Raw genomic sequence first — 21484 nt, 5'->3', positions numbered from 1 at the left:
CGACCGTCTTACCTGCTGTTGGCGCGGATCGCGGCTAGAGACACCCGCCCCTATCTGCCGCGTCCCTGCTACAAACGGTTCGAGCCGCATTCTATGGACCCGTCGTTTCAACGAAGGCTGGGCAGCCAGTTGTCCGCTGGACGATCCCTGCTTCGCCACTGCAGTTTCGACCTGTTCACCGACGCGGAAGGGGACCACCGCCTCCCTCATCCATCGTCCCCGCAGCCGGAACGGGGAAAAGTTCTTCCCTCCTCCAGTCCGGCGTGAGGGGTGGGGCAGTCCGGCTTAATCTCCTTCAGTGTGGAAACAGGTTGCGAAGGCGCACTTTATCGAAGTCATATGTTGATATATCTCTATTTTGCATTTCTACATTGTGCGATCGACTCAATGCTTTCGTATAGAAAAGAGGAACTCGTTATCATGAAGGCCGGTCTTTTCGTTCTTCCCATTTTTTCTGGATTTATGCTGGCCAATATATCTGCGGCGAGTGCTCAGAGCGTATCGTCCTGTTCTGTCGATGCTGTAAACGAGATCGGAAAGAACAGGAGCGCGGAGGATCTGGACAAAGAATTCAAGGCACATACCTGCTATTCCGGACATCGGATTGAAATCAAAAAAATTCAGCCAGTTCCCGAAATAGGCACGGGTCGAGTATCGGGAGATGGCGACTATTATCGGCGTCTTCTTTGCGAAGAGGGGAAACCATTTCATATCGACGGTGCCTATAGCGGCGTTCAGAGCATCTCCTGCATTTATAAAAGCATATCGAAAGAATAAACTCTTCTCACCACGGATGTTGATATACCCTTCTTGGAGAACGATGGCGCTCACGCGCCACTGTCCTTGCGGAACCGCCAGACCGGGATGCCCATCTGCTTCGCCTTGTCGGCCAGATTGTCCTGAATGCCCGATCCCGGAAATACCATGACCCCGACGGGCAGGACTTTCAGCAGGGCGTCGTTCCGCCGGAACGGGGCAGCCTTGCCGTGCCGGTTCCAGTCCGGTTTGAAGGCGATCTGCGCGACCTGCCGGTGATCGGCCCAGCGGGAAGCGATGAATTCCGCGCCCTTGGGGGAACCTCCGTGCAGCAGCACCATGTCGGGGTGCTTCTCGCGCACCTTGTCCAGCCGGTTCCAGATCAGGATATGGTCCTCGTAATCGAGGCCGCCAGTGACCGCGACCTTTGGCCCGGGAGGCACGAGCAGTTCGGCTTCGGCCTTGCGGCGGGCGTTGAGGAAATCGCGGCTATCGATCATCGACGCCGTCAGGGTGCTGCGGCTGACCAGCGAACCGGAACGCGGTCGCCAGGGCGACATGGTCAGACGTTCAAACTGGTCGCAGGCGAGGTCGCGGAATATCTCGTAAGCGTTGCGTCGCTCCAGCAGGGTCAGGCCCTCGGCGATGAGACGTTCCAGTTCCACCGAGCGGATCTCGCTGCCATCCTGTTCCTGCTGGCTGCGCTTCTGCGCTGCCTCGTTGCGATCGAGATCCCGTTCGACCTGCCCGACCATGCGGTGAAAGACGTTGACCGTGGACCAGAGCAGCGGTTCGAGATCGGGTTCCAGCCGCGTGTCGGTCAGCGTGGCTGACAGGGCATCGAAGATGTCAGCGACCGCGCCCTCGATCTGGCTGGCGTCAGGCAAGGGCCTCGGGTCCGGCTCGTCCTCGAAGGGACGGTGGCCATAAAGCTGGAGTTCCGCCAGCACATGGGCGGTGGAAGAGGTAGCGTGTGCGGGTTCGAAATCGTCCTGTGTGCGGGTCATGGGTCTGTCCTCCGGTCTCGGCCGCGCCCCTCGCGGCCTTTCCAGGGGCGGATAGCGGCAGACGAAGGCCGGACCGGAACCGCGCCACGCGCGGCCGGAACGCAGTGGAGGATGGCAGGGAGACGGCTATTTTGCTTCGCGATGCAAAGCGCACCGAACCGGGGTCCCCACGCGGCCTGCCGCGTGGGGTGTGAGGGCGCGGCGGAAAATAGCCGGCTCCGCCATTGCAGGCCCGGCCTGGCTGACGCCCGCTCCCCCTCTTAAAAGGCCCGCGGGCGTGCCCCACCCGGAAGCAAGGCAGGACAGCCCCGCACGACAAGGAAAAACGATGCCCCCACACCCCCTTCCCGGCCCGCCTCAGTGCGCGACGGGTTGCAGGAACCGCGCCACGTCCTGCGGGGCAAGCTGGGGATGCAGGATCGCCCGCATCGCCCCGCGCCCGAGATAGCGCAGATCATCGTTGAAATCCGCCAGACGCGGTGACAGCACAAGGCACTCGATCCCGGCCTCCTGCGTCCGGGCGAGCAGGGTCGTCACCGCATGGTCGCCGGCCGGGTCGTCATCGCGCAGCACGTAGAGGCGGCGCAGGGCAGGCGGAAACGCCATGGCGGCGAGATGCGCCGAGGACAGGCAGGCGGCCAGTGGCAGATCGGGCATGACCTCGCGGAGCGACAGCACCGTTTCGATCCCCTCGCCTGCCGCCAGAGCGTCAGAGGCTGCGCCAAAACGCACGGCATGGCCGAGCAGATCGCCCATCGCCCGACGGGGTATGGCGACAGGCGCCTTGCCGCGTCCATCGCACGCCAGCCAGGTGCGATGAACGCCGGTGACGCGACCTCCGAGATCGGTGACGGCGGCGATCATCGCGGGCCAGGTCTCGGGCGGACTGTCGGCATCAGCGCGATAGTAGCAGTCGGGGTGAAAACGCAGGGCAGCCAAAGGGGAACAGCGCGTCAGATCGCGTCCCCGCAGATAGACAGCCGCGACACCGGACAGGGGCCGGCTGGCATCCCACAGGCGGCGTGCGGCGTCCGTGCTGCTGCCTCCCGTCCCGGGCCGGTGCGACGGGGACGTTCGCGGGCGATCCGCCGCCCGGTCAGGTTCAGGCTGAGGCAGCGCCAGAAAGCTGCGCGCCTCGTCAGCAACGTCGCGGAATTCGATCAGACCGAGGCAATCACGGATCAGGTCGAGCAGATCGCCGAACGCACCGGTGCTGGCATCCGTCCAGCGCCCGGCGGCCCCGCGCCCTTCCGAAGGGCCATGCAGGCGGACATAAAGCGAGCGGCCGGGGGTGTTACGAACATCGCCGACCAGCCAGTAATTGCCATGCCGTCGCCCGGCCGAGAGGTAATGACGGCACACCGCCTCGGCGTTCTCCGCCAGACGGCGTGACAGGTCCCGTGCATCATGCTCCGCCATCATGCCGCCTCCCTTTCCGTCACGCGCTCAATCGGCCAGGTTTCGAAGAGCCGTTCCAGAACCTTATCGCCCGCCTCATCGACCGGCACGAAAAACCGCAATGTCCACGAGATGATTTCCGAAAACAGGCCGTAGGCCCGCAAACGTTCCCGCATCCCTTCGGTAAAGCCGGTCAGTTCGATCCGCGGCCGCCCCATCACACGGACCCGCCGCACCTGCATCCGTTCGGCCAGATGCAGGACCGTTCCGCCGTCCAGCAAGGCTGTGCGTGCGTCCTGCCCGGACGGCGACAGACTGCCAGTCGCCCCGGCACTGGTGGCCCATGCCACGGGCACGCGCCGGCCAAGCACGCGCTCACCGTCATCGGTCTGCAACCGGTAGACCCGTGCATGGTCCGTCGGCAGGCTTTTCCAGACCGGCAACAGCAGCCCCGTCACCATATGGAACTCGGTCTCGACGAATTCATCGACCGTGCGCAGATCCGCCTCCCACAAGGCCGCGAAGGTGTCCTCATCCACAGGCTTCCAGTGGCTCGCCGCGAAGGCGTCACGCGAGAGGATCTGCGTGTCCATGGGCCTGACCAGCCGGACACGCCACTCGAACTCCCCGTCTTCCGTCACCAGACCGGGTGCAGGAACACGCACCGCGACCCGCCCGGACTGGGTATTGCGCACAAGACCGGACTCCCGCTCCCGTCCCAGAGCCAGTGCTTGCGACAACGTAACGGGTTCTGACCGCCGGCGTTCCCGGATGGTCAGCAATTCCGTGTCCGCGCCGGTTTCCGCATGGGTGTGAATGGTCTGGCGCGCGAGAATGGTGAAACTGTCTGCGCGCAGGGTTTCCAGACCCGCATCATAGACACCCGCCGCCACTGCCGCCTCGACACGGCCTGCCAGCAGATCCTCGAACGTCGCGAAGAGCAGGTTCTGCAGCGCCACCGGCAGGGCAAGCATCCGGTTGAGGAACGTGGAAATCGGCGGAAGCTTGTCTTTCAGGCCCGTATCATCGACCAGGGACAGACCCGTCGCATCCTCGAATTGCGCCAGTGTGCAGCCTTCGACCTTCTCCCGGGCGAGAAGACGGTAAAACTGCCGCAGCGCATCGCGCGCATAGGGACTTTCGAGATTGTCCTCCGGGCGAAACAGCCCCTGCCCGCCCGTCTGGCGCTGGCCCCGGGTCATGGCGCCCAGCGTGTCCAGCCGGCGGGCGATGGTGGAGAGAAAGCGTTTTTCCGCTTTTACGTCCGTGGCAATCGGCCGGAACAGAGGCGGCTGCGCCTGATTGGTCCGGTTGGTGCGACCCAGCCCCTGAATGGCGGCATCCGCCTTCCAGCCGGGTTCCAGCAGATAATGCACCCGCAGACGCCGGTTCGCAGCGGAAAGTTCGGCGTGATAGGACCGGCCGGTGCCTCCGGCATCCGAGAAGACCAGAATGCGCTTGGCGTCATCCATGAACGCCTGGGTCTCGATCAGGCTGGCGGCGGCGGGTCGGCTTTCCACGGCAAGCCGATCCCCCTTGCGCACCACGCGCCGCGAGCGGCCGGTCACCTCGGCTACTGCATCGGTGCCAAAATGCTGGATGATCTGATCAAGCGCGCCAGGCAGTGCCGGGAGGGCTGCAAGCTGTTCGATCATCGCATCCCGCCGGGCCACGGCCTCACGGCTCAGGACAGGCTTGCCATCGTGAAAGACCGGCCGTGAATACACATGATCCGACCCGTCGCTATAGGGTTCGTAAAGCTGGACCGGGAAGGAATGTTCCAGATACCCAAGGACGTATTCCCTTGGCGTCACATCGATCCGCAAATCATTCCAGTCTTCCGGCGAGATCTCGGCCAGCCGCCGTTCGGTCAGGGCCTCCCCCGTTGAAACAAGCTGGATGACGGCTGCATGGCCCTCGGCCAGATCGCGTTCGATCGCGCGGATCAGGGTCACGGTTTTCATGGCCGTGATCAGATGGTTGAAAAACCGCTGTTTCGTGCTCTCGAAGGCCGAGCGGGCTGCGGCCTTGGCCTGCCGGTTCAGCGTACCGTCCGTTCCGGTGATGTTGGCGGCCTGCATGGCGGCATCGAGATTGTTATGAATGACCATGAACGCCTGGGCGAAGGCATCGTAAATGCGGATCTGTTCTGGCGTGAGCTGATGCTCGACCAGTTCATATTCGACACCGTCATAGGAGAGCGACCGGGCGGTATAGAGCCCCATGGCCTTGAGGTCGCGCGCCAGCACCTCCATGGCCGCCACACCGCCGGCCTCGATGGCGGCAATGAAATCGGCCCGCGTGACGAAGGGGCAATCCTCCCCGCCCCAGAGGCCCAGACGCTGGGCATAGGCCAGATTGTGGACCGAGGTCGCACCCGTGGCGGAGACATACACCACCCGCGTGTCCGGCAGGGCATGTTGCAGTCGTAGTCCGGCACGCCCCTGCAGGGAGGCTTCCTGATCGCCCCGCTGCCCTTTGCTGCCGGCGGCATTCTGCATGGAGTGGGCTTCATCGAAGATGATGACCCCGTCGAAATCAGCCCCCAGCCACTCGACGATCTGCTGGACGCGGGAGGCTTTCGCGCCACGCTCTTCCGTCCGGAGCGTGGCATAGGTGGTAAACAGGATGCCCTCGGTCAGACGGATGGTGGTGCCCTGCGAAAAGCGCGACTGAGGTGTGACCAGAAGCCGTTCCATTCCCAGCGCCGACCAGTCGCGCTGCGCGTCTTCGAGCAGTTTGTCCGACTTCGACACCCAGACCGCGCGCCTGCGGCCGTTGAGCCAGTTGTCCAGAATGATACCCGCGACCTGGCGGCCTTTTCCGGTGCCGGTGCCATCGCCAAGGAACCAGCCCCGGCGGAACCGGACACCATCGGGATCGTCCTCACCGACACGGGTGAGGATGTCCCATGTGTGATCGGCTTTCCACCGACCTGCCAGAAAGCGATCATGGGCCTGGCCAGCATAGATGACGGATTCCAGTTGGGCGTCGGAGAGCAGGCCGTCATGGATGACGGGATCAGGGAGGGTTGGCTTGTGGGAAGGCCCGGGCGGGCGCACCGAGGCCATGGCAGCCGACTGGACCAATTTGGTGGGATGCGGCCGGGCGCCGGGAATTGCGAGGGTCTGGAGACGATAATCCTCATACAGGGCATCAGACAGACGTGTCGCCGCGGTTCCATGCTCATCCGACGGCAGGATGTCATATGACAGAAGTACGTCCTGCATCTCCGGGACCGTCCTGTGACGCGGTGCGGCGGCGGCCTTACGCCCGATATAGCCACGCACAGTGCGAGGCGAAGAAAGAGCAGCAGAGCGTAACACTGGCGACGATTGGCGCGTCTGCGGCTGACGGGACGGCAGATCACCGGTGATCCAGCCCAGCAGGGTCGGAAAATCCGGGGCCGTGCCGTGGGCCGCGATGAAGTGCGATGGCTCGGAAGCAGGTGTGCGATCGAACACCAGAAGCCGCGTTTCAACGCTCGTGCCATGCTGCCGATAGAGCGGCCCCGCGACACCCGCCGAAAACACCAGACGGGCTTTGGCCTGAAGGGTGGAGAAACCATCGGTCCAGCGCGGGTTATCAGGGCAGAAGGACAGGCCGGTCAGGGCGACCAGCCGACCACCGGGCCGCAACCGGTCCAGTGCTGAGGCGATGTGCCGGAAGGTCGTGTCAGGTGAGCGACCGGCCACATGCACCGTCGCCGAGAAGGGCGGATTCATAATGACCACATCCGGCTGAATGCTCTGCGGCAGATAGTCGTGGATCTGTGCGGCGTCATGCCGGAACAGGCGGGCTGCCGGAAAGAGCGCTGCCAGCAGGTCAGCACGGCCCGGCGCCAATTCATTGAGGGTCAACGAGGCACCGGCCAGTTCGGCGAAGATGGCCAGAAGACCGGTCCCGGCGGACGGTTCGAGTACGTGCTCGCCGCGCGCGAGACCCGCCGCCCGCATCAGGCAGAACGCCAGTGGCAGAGGCGTTGAGAACTGCTGCCAGGTCTGGCTGTCGTCCGACCGACGCGTCTGCGAGGGCATAAGGGACGCAAGCCGTGCAATGCTGGTGAGGAGATCCGCATCGCCCGAGGCGCGGGCCATCAGGGCCGGTCCATAGCGGCGCAGGAACAGGACGGACGCGGCTTCGGCAGCGTCATAAGCCATTTTCCAGTCCCACGCGCCTGTCGCATCAGGGGCCTTGAAGGCGCTCTCCATCGCCTGGCGCAACCGGCTGGCGTCCAGTTTCTCACCGCGTTCGAGATGGGCGAGAAGCAGTCGTGCGGCGGCGTGACCGCTCGTCTCACCGATAGGGGTTACAGGCCAATCCATGACGGAAGTCTCCGGGGAAAAAAGACGGACGGTCCCGGCACGCCTCCCTCTCCCGCACCGGAACCACCCGGTTCAGAACCACCCTTTCCCTCTCCGCTGCCGCACATCCGGGGCACGCGGGGCTTGAAGCCGCCACAATCTCTTCGTAACGGTTTTGCGAGGCTTACGCCTGAACCATTCCTACAGAAGGCATTGCACATGAAAATTTCCGAACTGGTCGATCAGATCGCCGAGACAACCGACGCCAGCAAGACCGACACCCGCAAGGTGCTCGATGCGCTCGTGGAGGCGATGACCGCCGCAGCCAAAAAAGGCGAGGAGATCTCCCTGCCCGACTTCGGCAAATTCAAGGTCAAGGACGTGCCGGCCCGGGAAGGACGCAATCCGGCGACCGGTGACAAGATCCAGATCGCTGCCTCCCGCAAGCTGACGTTTACGCCCGCCAAGGCCCTGAAAGACGCGTTGAACGACTGAAAACGCGCCCTCTCCGATGGTCCTGACAAACAGCAGGATGTCCTATTTTTGTGGATCGGAATGTCCTGTTTCTGTTACTGTGCAGGAGCATCAGGGAGGTCCATTGAGGTCATCATGACCCAGCCACGTCGCACCAGAACACTGAAAGATCGGCTGAAGACACGCATTCGCCGCGCACGCAGCGACGTCTTCGTGCCGCGTGACTTCGCCGACCTTGGCGAATATGACAGTGTCAAAAGAGCCCTTCGACAGCTCATTGTCGAAGGCGAGATCGCGCGTCTGGGCTACGGGGTCTACGCCCGCGTGAAAACGAACGGCCTGACTGGTCGCCCGATGCTTGCCGTCCGCGGCGGCTTTGATGGAGCCGTACGTCAGACTCTCAGCAAACTGAAGGTCAACTGGCGGGAGTCCGATGCGGTCCAACAGTACAATAACGGACGCACGACACAGGTTCAGGCCAATCCGGTCTTCGAAGTCCAGAGCCGGTTCAACCGGAAACTGCGCTACCGAAACCTCGAGGCGCGGTTTGAAAAGCCTTACGCCTGATCTGCTCGCTGAGGTTGCCGATGCGCTTGACCTGTCATCAGCATCTCTCGTGGAAAAGGACTACCGCGTTGTCGAGGTGCTGGCAGCACTTCAGCATACGGACCTCCCTCAAGGGATAAGTCTGGTTTTTGCTGGCGGCACGTGCCTTGCTCGTGCTCATCGGCTGGTCGCCAGAATGTCGGAAGACGTGGATCTGAAGATCGCGATTACACCGCTGCCGTCGAGTAAGAATGCGGCCCGGAAAATTCTGGGCGCCCTGAAGGAGACCATCAGAAAAATCACCGCAGACCTCGGGTTTCCCGATCCGGTCATTTCCGCGAAAAATGAAAACCACTATATCTGCGCCGAGCTGAGCTATGCGGACAGCACGGGCGAAGACGTCGAACTGCGCCCGCACCTTCTCGTCGAACTGACATATGCCCCCGCCGCTCTCCCGACCGTCGAAAGATCGGTCCGGTCGTTCGTCAGCGAGGCGACGAATTGCGAACCAGAGATACAGCAGATCACCTGCATTTCCGTGGACGAGACCGCTGCAGAGAAATTCGTGGCCCTGACCCGTCGGACAGCAGGTTATCTGGAAGGACGGAAAACAGACGCTTATGACCGCTTCCTGATCCGGCACGTCTACGACCTGCATTGCATCCTACCCCATCTCGATCTGCCTCGCGTCTCGACACTTGCCAGACAGATCATGGTCAGTGACGCAGAGCAGTTTAAGAGGTGGTTCCCTGCGTATGCCGCAGACCCGGAGGCAGGCACCGAACAGGCGTTAGCCTATCTTATGACGAATTCAGAATGTCGTGATTCCTTCGATCGGTTTCAGGCATCCATGGTTTACGGCGAACATTTCACCTACGACACGGCGATGGCGTCAGTACAGAGTCTCTATGCCGCCATTAAAGAAACCGAAAATCATGTAGATGAAAAGAACGATGTCGAACCAAATAGAAAACGACCGAAATAAAGACAACGACGATAAAGATTATCACTTTTCCAAAGGAAAAACCGGCAGGATCGTCCGTTGGCTGCTCCGCATTGGCAAGCGGTCTGAAACCGTTGATGAAACTGTCACCGCACCCGCCGTCCTTACACTTATGGCATTCCTGTGGACTGACAAACATCCGGATTGCGGCCAGTTTCCGATCTGGGTCTATGTCGCCTCCGTAGCTGCAGCCGGAACCTGGTACGGTCTCGTCAGAGGGGGGCCTGAATTTATCCGCCCCTTCTTCAGGGGCATCTTGACGAGCGGCCTGACCACGATCGCGCTCTACCTTTGCTTGCCTCATATTGCGCAGCCGCAGGAATGGTCTTCCATATCAGGTAATATGATCATCATGGGCATGGACATGTTTTTCTTCGCCCATGCGCTTTCAGCTATCGCGCGCGAGTTTCTATTAACGACAGAAAATCAGTGGGAAAAAGGACGTATACGACGCCAAGAAATATTTGCCCGAGGCATTAATTTTAATGCGTGGTCCAACACATATTCCTCATTCTCTGGATTTATAAAATACCTAGGATCTCAGTTCTATTTATTCTTGTGCTTACTTACTACATCAAAATCTATGGAGGGATTTCCTCCTCTGCTATGCGCTTTTATTATTTTGTTACGTGCCGCTCTTACTGTGTGGGGGGTGGGATATTTTTCGGCTAAAATATCCGGGATACATTTTTGGCACATGCTCTCCAGTCTCGCGCATTTATTGTCTCCACGTATCTAGCTTGCATCTTTGCCAATCATGAAAACCGGTCTCCTCCTACGGTAAACGTATATCGATTGGCGCGGATGGCGTCATCAATCACCCCATCGGTGGTTTGATAGTCCCATTCGCGTTCAAGAGAACGATACAGCCAGCGTGCCAGATCGCGCAGGGCCTCGGTAACCCCTTCCTCCGCGTCAGCCGTCATATCCTGATCCGACGGGCTGTCGCGACTGACGTCGATCCGCATCGTATATTCATGGTAATAGAGGCCGCGTTGGGTAATCCGCGCGGTCAGCTGGTAGAAATTCCACCTCTGGAGCGCAGTTAGCTGGTCTGCAATGGCATGAAGCGCCTCGTCCTGCGGCGCGTACTGACGGATTTTATGGGACGCACGCGGCGCATATTTGTAGACACCCTCGAACGAGGCGCCGTCCCCCTGACTGGAAAACCCCCGGAAATAGATGCAGGGATCGCATACGCTGGACGGGCCTGTCGAACGCCGTGATACCGTCGCAACGTCCACCCCGATTACGGCGCATATGCGCAGAAAGTCCTCATAGACAGCATCCCACCAGGGAAAAGCGTCCAGAGTATCCCGATACCAGCAACGGGCTTTTTCGCGAGCGGCAGCGGACAGTTCATCGATCTGATAAACGGTGACGGAGAGGATCTCAGGCATCAGGATCATCTCCTTCGAGAGCACCGGCCAGCCATTCGTTGGTGCTGGTCCAGCCGACGGATTTACCCGCCCCAAGATCAATGAGATGCGCGCCACCCCCGAAAGCGTCGAGACGGGGACGCGAACAGGTATTTGCATACTCCATTCCCCACAAACCGGAGAGTGAAAACGCTTCCGCGCATTTCAGCACGAATGCGATGACGCATTCCGGGTCGCCGCCAGACTCATCATGGATCCACAATTCAGAAGAGCCTTCCCTAGACAGCAGAAGGGAGAACCCGTCAGAGAGACAAAAACCATCTTCATCCTCCGTCTCGTTCCGATAGAGTTCCAGCGCTTTGAGCGCGTTTTCATGTGTTCTTACGTCGAGAAGGCAGGAGAAATGCGTAAAATAATCGGCCATTTTCGGACCCTCCATACAGAAAAAGCCCGGAACAAATCCGGGCTTTCGCAAAGGCAACGATGAAAAATGCAGCTGGAAGATCAGACCCGCTCCATGAGCTTGCGGGCCTTGCCTTCCAGATCGAGCCGCGTGTCCTGATTGCTCTTTGTGCGGGCAAAGGCCGTAATACCCTGCACGAAATCGAACACGCTTTCCGGTGGCCGGCCTTCCTCATGCAGGACCGTCTCGATGATTTTCGCCGTCTCGGGTTTCGAGAAGCCCTGTCGGCGCAGAAAACGCTCGCGGTCGTCCTCGTCACGGGCTACGATCTGCTTGCGTGATTCCTGAATTCCGGAAACGAACGATGCTGTGCTGGCGTTTGCGAAATTCCGCAGCGCAGGTGCAGCCTGTTGGACAAAGCGGGAGGCCGCAAACTTGCTGTGCCGGATCGTGATCTGCTGCAGATTTTCCTGCCCCCAGATCAACCGGTTCTGGCACACACCGCGCAAGTAGAAAGAGGCAATACCGAGGCTTTTGCTACCGACTTCGGAATTCCATGCGTAAAACCCCCTGAAGAAAAGATCAGGATCGCCATTTGGCAGCCGTCCCGCCTCGATCGGATGCGTATCATCGACGAGAAACAGGAAAACGTCCCTGTCCGAGGCATACAGGGTTGTGGTTTCCTTCGTGATGTCCACATGCGGATTATGGGTCATGGTCGCCCAGTCAATGACACCCGGTACTTTCCAGTTCGTATCCCCTGTTCCATTACCGGCAATTTTTCGCACCGCACCCACAAGCTCGTGGTCCCAGATCCGGCCGTAATCCGGCCCGGTCACGGCCCGCAATTCGACACGGCCGTCGCCGGTCTCCAGCGTCTTGACCAGTTCCGCCCGATGGGACAGCAACCCATGCTGTAAGTTGATCGCGGCTAGCGGAGCCGGAAGATTACGCAGGTAAGACGACGGCGCGCTAACAAGGCTGCACAGTTGCCCGAAAGACCAATGGGTCGGCGCAACCGGCGCACTCTGGCCGGGGACAGACAGGGTCAGCCGCTCGGCGTTGTCGCGTGACGCGTCCACGCGGATGGCGCGGCTCTCCACCGTGCGCGCTGTCGCCCGTTCCGCACGGCTCAGGGTCGCCGCGTGCAGATCAGCGAGTGAGAGATAACGCTCGTCATCGGGCCGGGAATACCACTCGGACGCCACACGGTGGTCAACCCGGCCACGGGAAGGATCAATACGAAACCCGCTGGCGGGACGGGCTGAAGGAAGAACGGTCATGGTCATGGAAACTCTCCTCTTGCGCCGGATATTCGGCACAAAAGGCGAAGCCGCCCTCTCCCTCTTCAGGGCATGACCAACATGAAAAAATGCGGCTTCCGGAGACCGAAAGCCGCGTCATGACCATAGAGAATAATAGAGTGTTCAGAACGTTATCATGAGTTGTCGAGGTCGGTCTCCAGCATCTGATGCAGAGACTTCGCCCGTCCCATCCACGGTTGCGGCCGGATTTCCTTCAGCCAGTCTACAAAACTCGGGATAAAGCCGAAATCTTCGCGCATATGCTGCTCACCGATCAGCCGGACGGGCACGACCCTGCCCGTTGAAAGCGTAAGGGTGACACCAAATATCCGCTCCGCGAGGTAGATCCCTTCAGCATGATGCCGCAAGGCCCTGTGACGGAAGTCTGCCGATATCCGCTTGGACTCGTCGAAGAAGTCATGAATTGGCAGGAAATCGTCTACCGTTCCACCCCACTGCCGCACGGAAGAGAGGGCATGATGATAACTATGCGCCATGGTCGGCCTCCTCTGTCCAGCTATGTTCGTAATATTCCGAGGACGTATAGCGCTCGTTGAATTCAAGCGTGACGGTTCGCTCAGGCACGTCAAAAATGATATCGCCATATGCGCCATCATTATTTTCCCAGCCGCCATGCGTCTGTGCAAGGGCGTCGTAACAGACATTCTCGATCGCATCGTTGAGGGAGCCGGACACCTGGGTAACGTCAGCATCGGGCCATGACGTGGTCTTCATGGCAATTTCGCGCTGAAGAATGTCGGCCTGGTCTTCGGGCGTGACAGTGATATCCTCTATTTGGCCGCTGTCCCCCTCGCCATTAAAGGAGACCTTGACCTGGGTGATGCCGTGAAGGGCGAGTGTGGCGAATACAATCCGCCGGTTCTGCACCGCCGCATCTCTCTGCGCTGCTTCGTGACGTTGCCAGCGCAGCGTATAGTCAACCGGGGCAGCTTCAGGGGTGGCGGGGACGCCTGATGTTTCTGACATGACAAGCTCCATCGGATCATACAGTTGGAAGAAAGGGCGGGCCGTGACTCCGCGAACCTCGGGATCACGGCCCTGAGTGGTTGGGAAATGGTTATTCAGCGGCGATCTCGGCGTTCAGGAAGGCCGGCAGTTCCACGTCTTCCGCTGTGTGGTTCTGTTCCTCGTCAGGCGCGGCATGCTCAGGCAGCCCCGCACGCAGTGCTTCGGGCAACCAGCCGAAACCTTCGAGCAGCCGTTCCGCCTCACGGGCCATATCCGCTTTCTTGAGATGCGCGATCAGCCCCGCCGCCTGTTCACCGCGTGCTTCGCGCACGGCGTCCAGAATATGCGGCTTGGTCACGCGACCGAGATAGTTTTCGACCGTCGGCTGCCAGCCCGCCTCGACCGGATCAAGGCGCAGGGCCGATGCCAGCCGGTTGCTGCGGGCCAGTCGGCGCTCAATCGCGCGCGGAGAAACTGACCCGTGCGGATTGACCTTCTCGAACAGGGCATTCACCCCGAAAGAGAGGCAGTGCGCGAGAAGGGCCGAACGACTGGTCTCATCCAGCCGATCCAGCCACGCCCAGAGTTCGTCCTCGTCCTGCGGGAGATCCTGCTTCCATCCTTCGTGCCGCGCGCGCAGGGCATGGGCCGCCAGACTGCTGCCCAGATCGGGCGCCTGGATCGGGAACCCGACAACGCGCACCCCGCCTTCGAGGCAGGCACCGCTGCGATCGTCGCGGAACAGGCTGAGGCAGAGCGTGTGCAGGAATTCGGTCAGCGCCACATCAGGGTTGCTGGCAAACGCGTCCCGCAGGGCCAGCGTCCGCCATGCGGTCAGTTCGGAGAGCAGGCGATCCGGGATGGGGCGGCGGAGATCATCCTCGTCTTCGGCGTCGTCGGACGCGATGTGCTGTCCTGTCGCATCGGTGGTCGCGTTGTCAGCATGGTCTTCGGGAGCGTCGCCGTCTTCCAGGGCTGCCGCAGGATCGTGCGCGTCGGAGAGGTTTTCATCTTCAAGGTCTTCCGGATGGGCGAACCCGCGCTCGATCAGCAGCGTGCCGTCACTGTCGAGGCTGACGAAGGCCCCACCCCGCACGATGTCGCCCGGATCGAAAATTGCGGGACGGGTTTCAAGGGCTTCGATGGCCTGTTCAATCTCGCCAAGGCGATGATCGATTTCGTCGGGCAGTTCCTCGGCCTCGGCGTATTCGGCTTCTATGGTTTCCTGCTCCGCACGCAGGACGGCCAGACGTGCGGTCTCTTCCTCGGACAGCAGCGCCAGCGTCCCGTCGATCTCGATCAGGTGGCGGGTGTGCCCCCAGGGGAACGACAGGGCTGTCTCGACCCATTTCCAGCCTTCGGCCCTGACCTGCTCGGTGGCGGCCTGTAGTTTCTCCATCACGAGGCGGTCGAGAATGACAGGATCCTGCAGCCAGCCTCCATCATCGGCTTCGAACAGGTCGCGCATGACGTGACCGCCTGCCGCGACATAGGCGTCCAGACCGACAAACCGCGCACGAGCATCCGACGCCCTGACTGCCTTTTCCGTCAGCATCCGGCGAATGACGTAAGGTTCGCGATTATGGCTCTGGGCGACGATTTCCCAGACCTGCTCCTGACGCGCCGCGTCATCGCTGATGGAAAACGCCATGAGTTGCTCAAGCCGCATGCCGTCCTGTTCGTAGACGTCCAGCAGCTTTTCGGAGACGCTCATCAGGCGTAGACGCTGCTTGACGACCGTGACCGGCACGAAGAACGCCGCCGCGATTTCCTCCTCGGACATGCCTTTTTCGAGCATGTCGCGGAAGGCCCGGAACTGATCCAGCGGATGCAGGGCCACGCGCTGGACGTTTTCGGCGAGAGAATCATCCTCGGCGAGTATGGACGATCCTGCCTCGCGCACGACGCAGGGCACCGGGGCGGTCTTGTTCAGCTTCTTCTGCTTCACCAGCAGTTCGAGCGCGCGAAAACGTCGCCCGCCAGCCGGGACTTCGTAGGTGCCGGTCTCGGCCCCGCTGTCGTCGAGGACGGGGCGGACATTCAGGCTCTGCAACAGCCCGCGGCGCTCGATATCCTTGGCCAGTTCATCGATCGAAAGACCGGACTTCACACGCCGGACATTGGCTTGGGACAGGACCAGCTTGTTGAACGGAATGTCACGCGAGGAACTGAGCGCGATTTTGGAAACGGCGGTTGCCATGGCGAAAAACTCCATGACGGGCGGACAGGAGACTCTCTCCTACCCTCTCAACCCGTCACGGAATTCCCAACTTCACTTTCCCTCTTCATAGCCGCTTCGAGGTGCACGGCTTTCCCCATGAGGAAAGAACGGGCACGGATGTAGCCATGCGTAAAATCGCTTAGTGATCAACGGGAACATAGCCCGGCAGCTTTTCCATGTTATCGATCCAGCGCCGTAATGACGGGTAAGGATCAAGGGCGATGTCGCCCTCCGGCGCCAGTGCGAGATACGGATAGGCGGCACAATCCGCGATAGTGGGTCGGTCTGCTGACAGCCATTTCTGGGTGCTCAGATGCTGGTCAATGACCTTGAGCGTTCGCTGGCTGTTACGTACGGCATCGTCGTAACGCAGGGGATAGTCGAACAATTTCACAAGCCGTGCGTCTGCCGGACCATGCTGGATTTCATTGACGCTCACCGACAGCCACTCGATGACGGCTGCCCGGGTTGCCGGATCTGCCGGCCACCAGTCTGTCTTGCCGTATTTTTCCGCCAGATAGACGAGAATGGCCTGAGAATCCCAGATCACGGTCTCTCCGTCCTGCAGGACCGGTACCTGCTGCCAGGGGTTGAGGGCGGTGAACGCGGCTGTTTTATGTGCTCCTGCCACAAGGTCGACATCCTGAATGTCAAGTTCAATGCCCGTCAGCGCTGCGAACAGCCGAACCTTGTAGCAGTTTCCCGATGGGGGACAGTTGTAGAGTATTGGTAATGTCATAACCGGTCGTTCCTTGGTTTCTTCCGCCGGAGCAGATCACCTGTCCCCGGCGCATCAAGTTTGGAGACAAAACGAAATCAATGATCGACGCAAGGAGTGACCGGTCGGTACAATTCTGTTAACGCGCAATTCACCCCGCCATTCCCTGGCGTCGGGCGGTTGGAAAGGTGTTTTGCGCTGGGCGTATCCACCTCCTGCCTATTTCCCTACAGTGGACAACCGAAGCCGTTCACCGCGAGACCATAGGTCCAGGTGTTCTATTTGGCAGGCCACCCGACATAGGAGGCCGCCCAGTGCAAAAAGCGTTTCCACACGCCACTGACCACGGTAGCCAAAATGGGTGTCAAGGAAAAGCCTGAAGGTGCTTCTAATGGAAATTCCGTGACCTGAAACTGAGCCTGTCGAGACCCGAACTGGCCGGATCGTCGTCCCCTCCCCGCGCTCCGACCTGACGGAGCAATCCGGACAGATCGGTGAGTTCCAGCGTCACCAGATGCACGACATCCCCCTCGCGCTGGACGCGCCCCCTGGCGGCCACCATGCTGGCCGAGAGGATGATCGATCGGTATTTCTCGAAGATGTCGGGCCAGATGACCAGATTGGCGATGCCGGTCTCGTCCTCCAGCGTGATGAAACACACCCCCTCGCCGGATCCGGGCCGCTGGCGCACCAGCACCAGTCCGGCCGCTTCGACCCGTTTACCGTCACGCAGCACCATGGCCGTGCCGCAGGGCACGATCCGGCGTTGCCGCAGATCCTCCCGCAGGAACGACACGGGGTGGGCGCGCAAACTCAGCCCAAGATGGTTGTAATCGCCCACCACCTCGGCGCCGTCGGTCATCGGGACCAGCGCCATCGCCGGCTCGTCGGTTTCGCGGGACTGCGCAGCCGCGGCGAAGAGCGGCAGCGGTTCGTCATGCAGGCCCTTGATCGCCCACAGCGCCTCGCGCCGTGCCAGCCCGAACGCCGGCCGGAAAGCGTCGGCCTCTGCCAGACGCACCAGCGCTTCCTGCGGCACCCCGGCCCGACGCCACAGATCGTCGATCGAGGCGAACGGCCGCCGTAGCCGCGCCGCCACGAGCGCCGCCGCATGGGCGTTGGCCAGCCCCTTGACCAGGCTCATCCCCAGCCGCACCGCGAAACAGCCGCGATCGTCATCCTCGCCTTCAAGAGTGCTGTCCCAGCGGGAAGAATTTATACAGACCGGTCTGACCTCAATGCCGTGGTCCCGGGCATCGCGCACCAGTTGCGCGGGCGCGTAGAAACCCATCGGCTGGGAATTCAGAAGCGAGGCCAGAAACACGTCCGGATGGGTGCATTTCATCCAGGACGACGAATAGGCGAGAATGGCGAAACTGGCCGCATGGCTTTCCGGAAAACCGTAGGAGCCGAAACCTTCGAGCTGCTGGTAAATGCGCTGCGCGAACTCTTCCGGATAGCCCTTGCGCGTCATGCCTTCGAGCAGACGGGTCTGGAAATGGGACACGGTGCCGGTGTTCTTGAACGTCGCCATTGCCCGACGCAGCCCGTCCGCCTCGGCGGCGGTGAAGTCCGCGCAGACCATGGCGACCTGCATCACCTGCTCCTGAAACAGCGGTACGCCGAGTGTGCGCTTGAGCACCTCCTCCAGTTCCGGTGTCGGATAATCCGGCTCTTCCAGCCCCTCCCTGCGCCGTAGATACGGATGGACCATATCTCCTTGTATCGGGCCGGGTCTCACGATTGCGACCTCGATCACCAGATCATAATAGGTACGCGGCTTGAGGCGCGGCAGCATCGACATCTGCGCGCGGGATTCGATCTGGAACACGCCGATGGTGTCCGCCTTGCGGATCATGGCGTAGGTCCGGGGGTCTTCGGCCGGGATGGTCTGAAGCGTGAAATGCTGGCCCTTGTGCGCAGCGAGCAGGTCCAGCCCTTTTTTCATGCAGGTCAGCATGCCGAGCGCCAGGATATCGACCTTCATGAATTTCAGGGCGTCGATATCATCCTTGTCCCATTCAATGATCTGGCGCTGATCCATCGCCGCCGGCTCGATGGGCACCAGCTCGTCCAGCCGGTCGCGGGTCAGCACGAACCCGCCGGGATGCTGCGAGAGATGGCGCGGTACACCGATCAGACAGCGCGCGAGGTCCAGCGTCAGGCGGATGCACCGGTCGGTCAGATCGATCCCGGTCTCGGCAAATTTCTCTGCTTCGACATGCCGCGACCAGCCCCAGATCTGTTTGCTCAACAGAGCAATCACGTCCTCCGGTAGCCCCATCACCTTGCCGACGTCGCGCAACGCGCCCTTGGCGCGGTAGCGGATCACCACGGCGGTCAGCGCCGCGCGGTCGCGACCGTAATGATCGTAGACCCACTGGATGATCTCCTCGCGTCGAGCATGCTCGAAATCCACGTCGATATCCGGTGGTTCGCCCCGTTCCTCGGAAATGAACCGCTCGAACAGGAGCGTGGTGCGCGATGGGTCGATGGCGGTGATGCCGAGCACGAAGCACACGGCGGAATTGGCCGCCGAGCCCCGTCCCTGGCAGAGAATGTCCCGTCGCCGCGCTTCACGAACGATGGAATGCACCGTCAGGAAATACGGCGCGTATTGCATGCGCCCGATGAGCGTGAGTTCATGGCGCAAAATCGTCTCGACGTCCGGCGGGATTATGCCGCCATAGGTCTCCCGCGCCCCCTGCCATGTCAGGTCCTCCAGCGCCTGTTGCGGGGTCTGGCCCGGAATCTCGATCTCGTCGGGATACTGATAGGCCAGATCGTCCAGAGAGAACCGGCAACGTTCGACGATCTCCATCGTGCGGTCGATCGCCTCAGGATACCGCGCAAACAGCCGCGCCATCTCCGGCGGTGGTTTCAGGTAGCGGTCGGCGTGACGCTCCCGGGCAAAGCCTGCGTGCTCGATGGTGGTGTTGTGCCTGATGCAGGTGACGACGTCCTGCAGGATGCGGCGATCATGGGTATGGAACAGCACGTCGTTGGTGACGACAGTCTTCACGCGCTGGGCGTGGGCGAGATTGGCCAGGTCGTAAAGCCGCATCTGGTCGTTGGGGCGGCGGCGCAGGGTGAGCGCCATATAGGCGCGGTCACCGAACGCCTCCCGCAACCGCCGCAGATGCGCCGCACACTCCTCGTCGGCGACATCCGGCACCAGCACGGCGAGCAGTCCTTCGCCCCATTCCACCAGATCACGCCAGAGCAGGCGGCACTTCCCCTTCCCCGCCCGGGCCTTGCCGAGCGTCAGCAGGCGGCACAGCTTGCCATACGCGACCCGGTCGGTCGGATAGACCAGCACGGGCGGCGCGTCCTCCAAATCGAGGCGACAGCCGACAACCAGGCGCACCCCGAATTCCTTTGCGGCAAGATGCGCCTGAACGATGCCGGCAAGCGTGTTCCTGTCGGTAACACCGAGGGCCGTGATCCCGAGCGCCTTCGCCTGCCCGAACAGTTCACCGGGCGACGACGCGCCGCGCAGAAAGGAGAAATAGCTCGTGACCTGAAGTTCGGCGTAGCGCGGTGCCGAAGCGCTCATGCGAAGAGCCCATGCAGGAACCAACGTTGCGATCCGGTCTCGCCGTGTTCGCCGTCACCGGCGCGGAACAGCCAGAATCGCTCGCCAGACGTATCCTCGACGCGGAAATAATCCCGCGCCGTGGTCAGCTCCGCATCACCTTTCCACCATTCTCCGAATATTCTCTCCGGCCCGTCTGCGCATTTCACCTTGTGGCGCAGGCCTCGCCAGACGAAAAATACCGGAGGATGGTCGGGTAGCATGGCCATGGTCTCGATCGGCTCGGGTCGCGGCAACAGACGGGTCGGTCGCGGCCAGCCTTCGGGCCAGGTCGTATCCTGAATTGGCGCAAGCGGCGGTACTCGCTGAACTGAACGCTCGGGAACATCGCTTTCCACTGGCACAACGCGGTAAAGCGCCCCGCTGCCCAGCCGGTTGGCCAGTGTATCGACCAGTCCGGACAGATCGGCCTCCGGTTCTTCAATCAGGGATGAGACCTGCTGGCGCCGCTCCACTGGTTCGGCCAGCATGGCAATCAGTTCCATACGCTCGATGCCAAACCCGGGTTCGATGGTCTCAATCTGGTCAGACAGAAGACGCAGCAGATGCTTCGGATCGCGGACGGGCCGAGCCAGCGCGAGACGCACCGCCTGCACGGCGTTGTCGACACGATGCAGCAGGAGATCCAGTCGCCGTGCACCGAGGCCGCGTTCTTCGAGGCCGATGCAGAGCGGCGGCACCAGTTTGCCTATATAGCGCGCGATGGTTTCGGCGGCGGCAATTGGCTCGGCGAAGTTGCGCGACACCGCGACGGGATCGACCGGACGGATCGGCAGGATGGGTTCCTCCACCCTGCCATAGGCCTGATCCAGCCTTCGTGTGATTTCCGGACCGAAGCGCAGCACCAGCGGGGCGCGAGGCGCGTTCTCGAGATCGCGGACCCGAGTCAGGCCGAGGTCGGCCATTCCGGCAACGACGTTGGTCGGGAGGCGGAGAGCAGCGATCGGCATATCCGCCAGAGTAGCGACGTGCTCTCCGGGTGGAACGACAATCGCCGTGCCCGGCGTGGTGCGCGTGACAGCATAGGCTGCTCCGAGCGTATCAGCGACGGCGGCTCTCGCCGTGATACCGGATCCGTTCAGGCGACGAACAATGTCACGTAACATTGTGGCCTCACCGCCCAGGAGATGATCGGCTCCGGTGGTGTCGAGAACCAGCCCGTCCGCCGACTTGCCGGACGCATCGACCGCCACGATGGGACTGACCCGCTGCTGCAGCCACAGCGCCAGCCGTTCCAGCGCCGCACGGTCCGCTTCGGGCTGACCGTCCTGAACCGCCAGGCCCGGAATCAGCGCCTGCGCTTTGGCAACTGGCATTCCGATCACCACCCCGCTTTTACGGGCAGCGCGGTCGGCGGCCAGCACGACGCGACGACTGCCCTCGCGCCCCGCGAGGACCAGTGGCTGT

General features: G+C 61.5%; 17 protein-coding genes. 4 read left to right on the top strand and 13 right to left on the bottom strand.

Going from position 1 to position 21484, the window contains the following annotated elements; all coding sequences use genetic code 11:
* Positions 1 to 384: 384 nt before the first annotated feature.
* The 4 genes from QWU00_RS09985 to QWU00_RS09970 form a co-directional block, all read right to left on the bottom strand.
* Positions 385 to 831, bottom strand: a complete 447-nt coding sequence (locus QWU00_RS09985) for a hypothetical protein (RefSeq protein WP_035378678.1) — start codon at positions 829 to 831, stop codon at positions 385 to 387.
* Positions 828 to 1763: a DUF2493 domain-containing protein gene (locus QWU00_RS09980; RefSeq protein WP_035378681.1), complete on the bottom strand. Its 936-nt coding sequence runs from the start codon at positions 1761 to 1763 to the stop codon at positions 828 to 830. The genes QWU00_RS09985 and QWU00_RS09980 overlap by 4 nt, the downstream gene beginning before the upstream one ends.
* Before the next feature lie 357 nt (positions 1764 to 2120).
* Positions 2121 to 3182, bottom strand: a complete 1062-nt coding sequence (locus QWU00_RS09975) for a DUF7146 domain-containing protein (protein ID WP_035378747.1) — start codon at positions 3180 to 3182, stop codon at positions 2121 to 2123.
* Positions 3182 to 7486: a bifunctional class I SAM-dependent methyltransferase/DEAD/DEAH box helicase gene (locus QWU00_RS09970; RefSeq protein ID WP_035378682.1), complete on the bottom strand. Its 4305-nt coding sequence runs from the start codon at positions 7484 to 7486 to the stop codon at positions 3182 to 3184. The genes QWU00_RS09975 and QWU00_RS09970 overlap by 1 nt, the downstream gene beginning before the upstream one ends.
* Before the next feature lie 198 nt (positions 7487 to 7684).
* Between QWU00_RS09970 and QWU00_RS09965 the strand changes: the two genes are divergently transcribed.
* The 4 genes from QWU00_RS09965 to QWU00_RS09950 all read left to right on the top strand — a co-directional run bounded on the left by QWU00_RS09965 (position 7685) and on the right by QWU00_RS09950 (position 10227).
* Positions 7685 to 7960 (top strand): HU family DNA-binding protein, encoded by a 276-nt coding sequence (locus QWU00_RS09965; RefSeq protein WP_035378684.1) that lies wholly within the window; start codon positions 7685 to 7687, stop codon positions 7958 to 7960.
* A 114-nt stretch (positions 7961 to 8074) separates the two neighbouring features.
* A complete protein-coding gene (locus QWU00_RS09960; RefSeq protein WP_035378686.1) occupies positions 8075 to 8506 on the top strand; it encodes a hypothetical protein in 432 nt (143 codons plus the stop codon).
* Positions 8487 to 9470, top strand: coding sequence for a nucleotidyl transferase AbiEii/AbiGii toxin family protein (locus tag QWU00_RS09955; RefSeq protein ID WP_052051222.1), 984 nt, complete (start codon positions 8487 to 8489; stop codon positions 9468 to 9470). Before QWU00_RS09960 ends, QWU00_RS09955 begins: the two co-directional genes overlap by 20 nt.
* Entirely contained in the window at positions 9439 to 10227 is a 789-nt protein-coding gene (locus QWU00_RS09950; protein WP_035378688.1) for a hypothetical protein, read from the top strand. The genes QWU00_RS09955 and QWU00_RS09950 overlap by 32 nt, the downstream gene beginning before the upstream one ends.
* A gap of 16 nt (positions 10228 to 10243) precedes the next feature.
* Here QWU00_RS09950 and QWU00_RS09945 read toward each other — a convergent pair whose 3' ends face one another.
* The 9 genes from QWU00_RS09945 to QWU00_RS09905 all read right to left on the bottom strand — a co-directional run bounded on the left by QWU00_RS09945 (position 10244) and on the right by QWU00_RS09905 (position 21477).
* Positions 10244 to 10888, bottom strand: a complete 645-nt coding sequence (locus QWU00_RS09945) for a hypothetical protein (protein ID WP_035378691.1) — start codon at positions 10886 to 10888, stop codon at positions 10244 to 10246.
* Positions 10881 to 11291: a hypothetical protein gene (locus QWU00_RS09940; protein WP_035378692.1), complete on the bottom strand. Its 411-nt coding sequence runs from the start codon at positions 11289 to 11291 to the stop codon at positions 10881 to 10883. Before QWU00_RS09940 ends, QWU00_RS09945 begins: the two co-directional genes overlap by 8 nt.
* A gap of 80 nt (positions 11292 to 11371) precedes the next feature.
* On the bottom strand, positions 11372 to 12559 hold the full coding sequence (locus tag QWU00_RS09935; RefSeq protein ID WP_035378694.1) for a DUF932 domain-containing protein: 1188 nt from the start codon (positions 12557 to 12559) through the stop codon (positions 11372 to 11374).
* A gap of 149 nt (positions 12560 to 12708) precedes the next feature.
* On the bottom strand, positions 12709 to 13071 hold the full coding sequence (locus tag QWU00_RS09930) for a DUF6915 family protein (RefSeq protein WP_035378696.1): 363 nt from the start codon (positions 13069 to 13071) through the stop codon (positions 12709 to 12711).
* Positions 13061 to 13561, bottom strand: a complete 501-nt coding sequence (locus tag QWU00_RS09925) for a DUF6878 family protein (RefSeq protein WP_035378699.1) — start codon at positions 13559 to 13561, stop codon at positions 13061 to 13063. The genes QWU00_RS09930 and QWU00_RS09925 overlap by 11 nt, the downstream gene beginning before the upstream one ends.
* A gap of 91 nt (positions 13562 to 13652) precedes the next feature.
* Positions 13653 to 15743, bottom strand: a complete 2091-nt coding sequence (locus tag QWU00_RS09920; RefSeq protein WP_035378751.1) for a ParB/RepB/Spo0J family partition protein — start codon at positions 15741 to 15743, stop codon at positions 13653 to 13655.
* A 160-nt stretch (positions 15744 to 15903) separates the two neighbouring features.
* Complete coding sequence (locus tag QWU00_RS09915) at positions 15904 to 16503, bottom strand: glutathione S-transferase family protein (RefSeq protein ID WP_035378701.1); 600 nt, start codon at positions 16501 to 16503, stop codon at positions 15904 to 15906.
* 367 nt (positions 16504 to 16870) lie between these two features.
* The gene (locus tag QWU00_RS09910; RefSeq protein ID WP_086898285.1) at positions 16871 to 20038 is read right to left on the bottom strand and encodes an error-prone DNA polymerase; all 3168 of its coding nucleotides are present in this window, start codon (positions 20036 to 20038) and stop codon (positions 16871 to 16873) included.
* Positions 20035 to 21477 carry a DNA polymerase Y family protein gene (locus QWU00_RS09905; protein ID WP_228120640.1) on the bottom strand — a complete coding sequence of 481 codons (1443 nt, stop codon included), beginning with the start codon at positions 21475 to 21477 and terminating at the stop codon, positions 20035 to 20037. The genes QWU00_RS09910 and QWU00_RS09905 overlap by 4 nt, the downstream gene beginning before the upstream one ends.
* Positions 21478 to 21484 lie beyond the last annotated feature (7 nt).

This window comes from Acetobacter tropicalis (genome assembly GCF_030644465.1).
In the GTDB taxonomy this organism is placed as follows: Bacteria; Pseudomonadota; Alphaproteobacteria; order Acetobacterales; family Acetobacteraceae; genus Acetobacter; species Acetobacter tropicalis.
Note: the sequence above shows the minus strand (reverse complement) of the source record. Positions and strands in the feature narration are given on the sequence as shown.

Excerpts from the sequence above, each read along its gene's own strand:
- QWU00_RS09940 (WP_035378692.1), bottom strand. The coding sequence starts at position 11,291 with ATGGCCGATTATTTTACGCATTTCTCCTGCCTTCTCGACGTAAGAACA.
- QWU00_RS09975 (WP_035378747.1), bottom strand. The coding sequence starts at position 3,182 with ATGGCGGAGCATGATGCACGGGACCTGTCACGCCGTCTGGCGGAGAAC.
- QWU00_RS09925 (WP_035378699.1), bottom strand. The coding sequence starts at position 13,561 with ATGTCAGAAACATCAGGCGTCCCCGCCACCCCTGAAGCTGCCCCGGTT.
- QWU00_RS09950 (WP_035378688.1), top strand. The coding sequence starts at position 9,439 with ATGTCGAACCAAATAGAAAACGACCGAAATAAAGACAACGACGATAAA.
- QWU00_RS09935 (WP_035378694.1), bottom strand. The coding sequence starts at position 12,559 with ATGACCATGACCGTTCTTCCTTCAGCCCGTCCCGCCAGCGGGTTTCGT.
- QWU00_RS09920 (WP_035378751.1), bottom strand. The coding sequence starts at position 15,743 with ATGGCAACCGCCGTTTCCAAAATCGCGCTCAGTTCCTCGCGTGACATT.
- QWU00_RS09960 (WP_035378686.1), top strand. The coding sequence starts at position 8,075 with ATGACCCAGCCACGTCGCACCAGAACACTGAAAGATCGGCTGAAGACA.
- QWU00_RS09965 (WP_035378684.1), top strand. The coding sequence starts at position 7,685 with ATGAAAATTTCCGAACTGGTCGATCAGATCGCCGAGACAACCGACGCC.
- QWU00_RS09980 (WP_035378681.1), bottom strand. The coding sequence starts at position 1,763 with ATGACCCGCACACAGGACGATTTCGAACCCGCACACGCTACCTCTTCC.
- QWU00_RS09945 (WP_035378691.1), bottom strand. The coding sequence starts at position 10,888 with ATGCCTGAGATCCTCTCCGTCACCGTTTATCAGATCGATGAACTGTCC.
- QWU00_RS09915 (WP_035378701.1), bottom strand. The coding sequence starts at position 16,503 with ATGACATTACCAATACTCTACAACTGTCCCCCATCGGGAAACTGCTAC.
- QWU00_RS09910 (WP_086898285.1), bottom strand. The coding sequence starts at position 20,038 with ATGAGCGCTTCGGCACCGCGCTACGCCGAACTTCAGGTCACGAGCTAT.
- QWU00_RS09970 (WP_035378682.1), bottom strand. The coding sequence starts at position 7,486 with ATGGATTGGCCTGTAACCCCTATCGGTGAGACGAGCGGTCACGCCGCC.
- QWU00_RS09930 (WP_035378696.1), bottom strand. The coding sequence starts at position 13,071 with ATGGCGCATAGTTATCATCATGCCCTCTCTTCCGTGCGGCAGTGGGGT.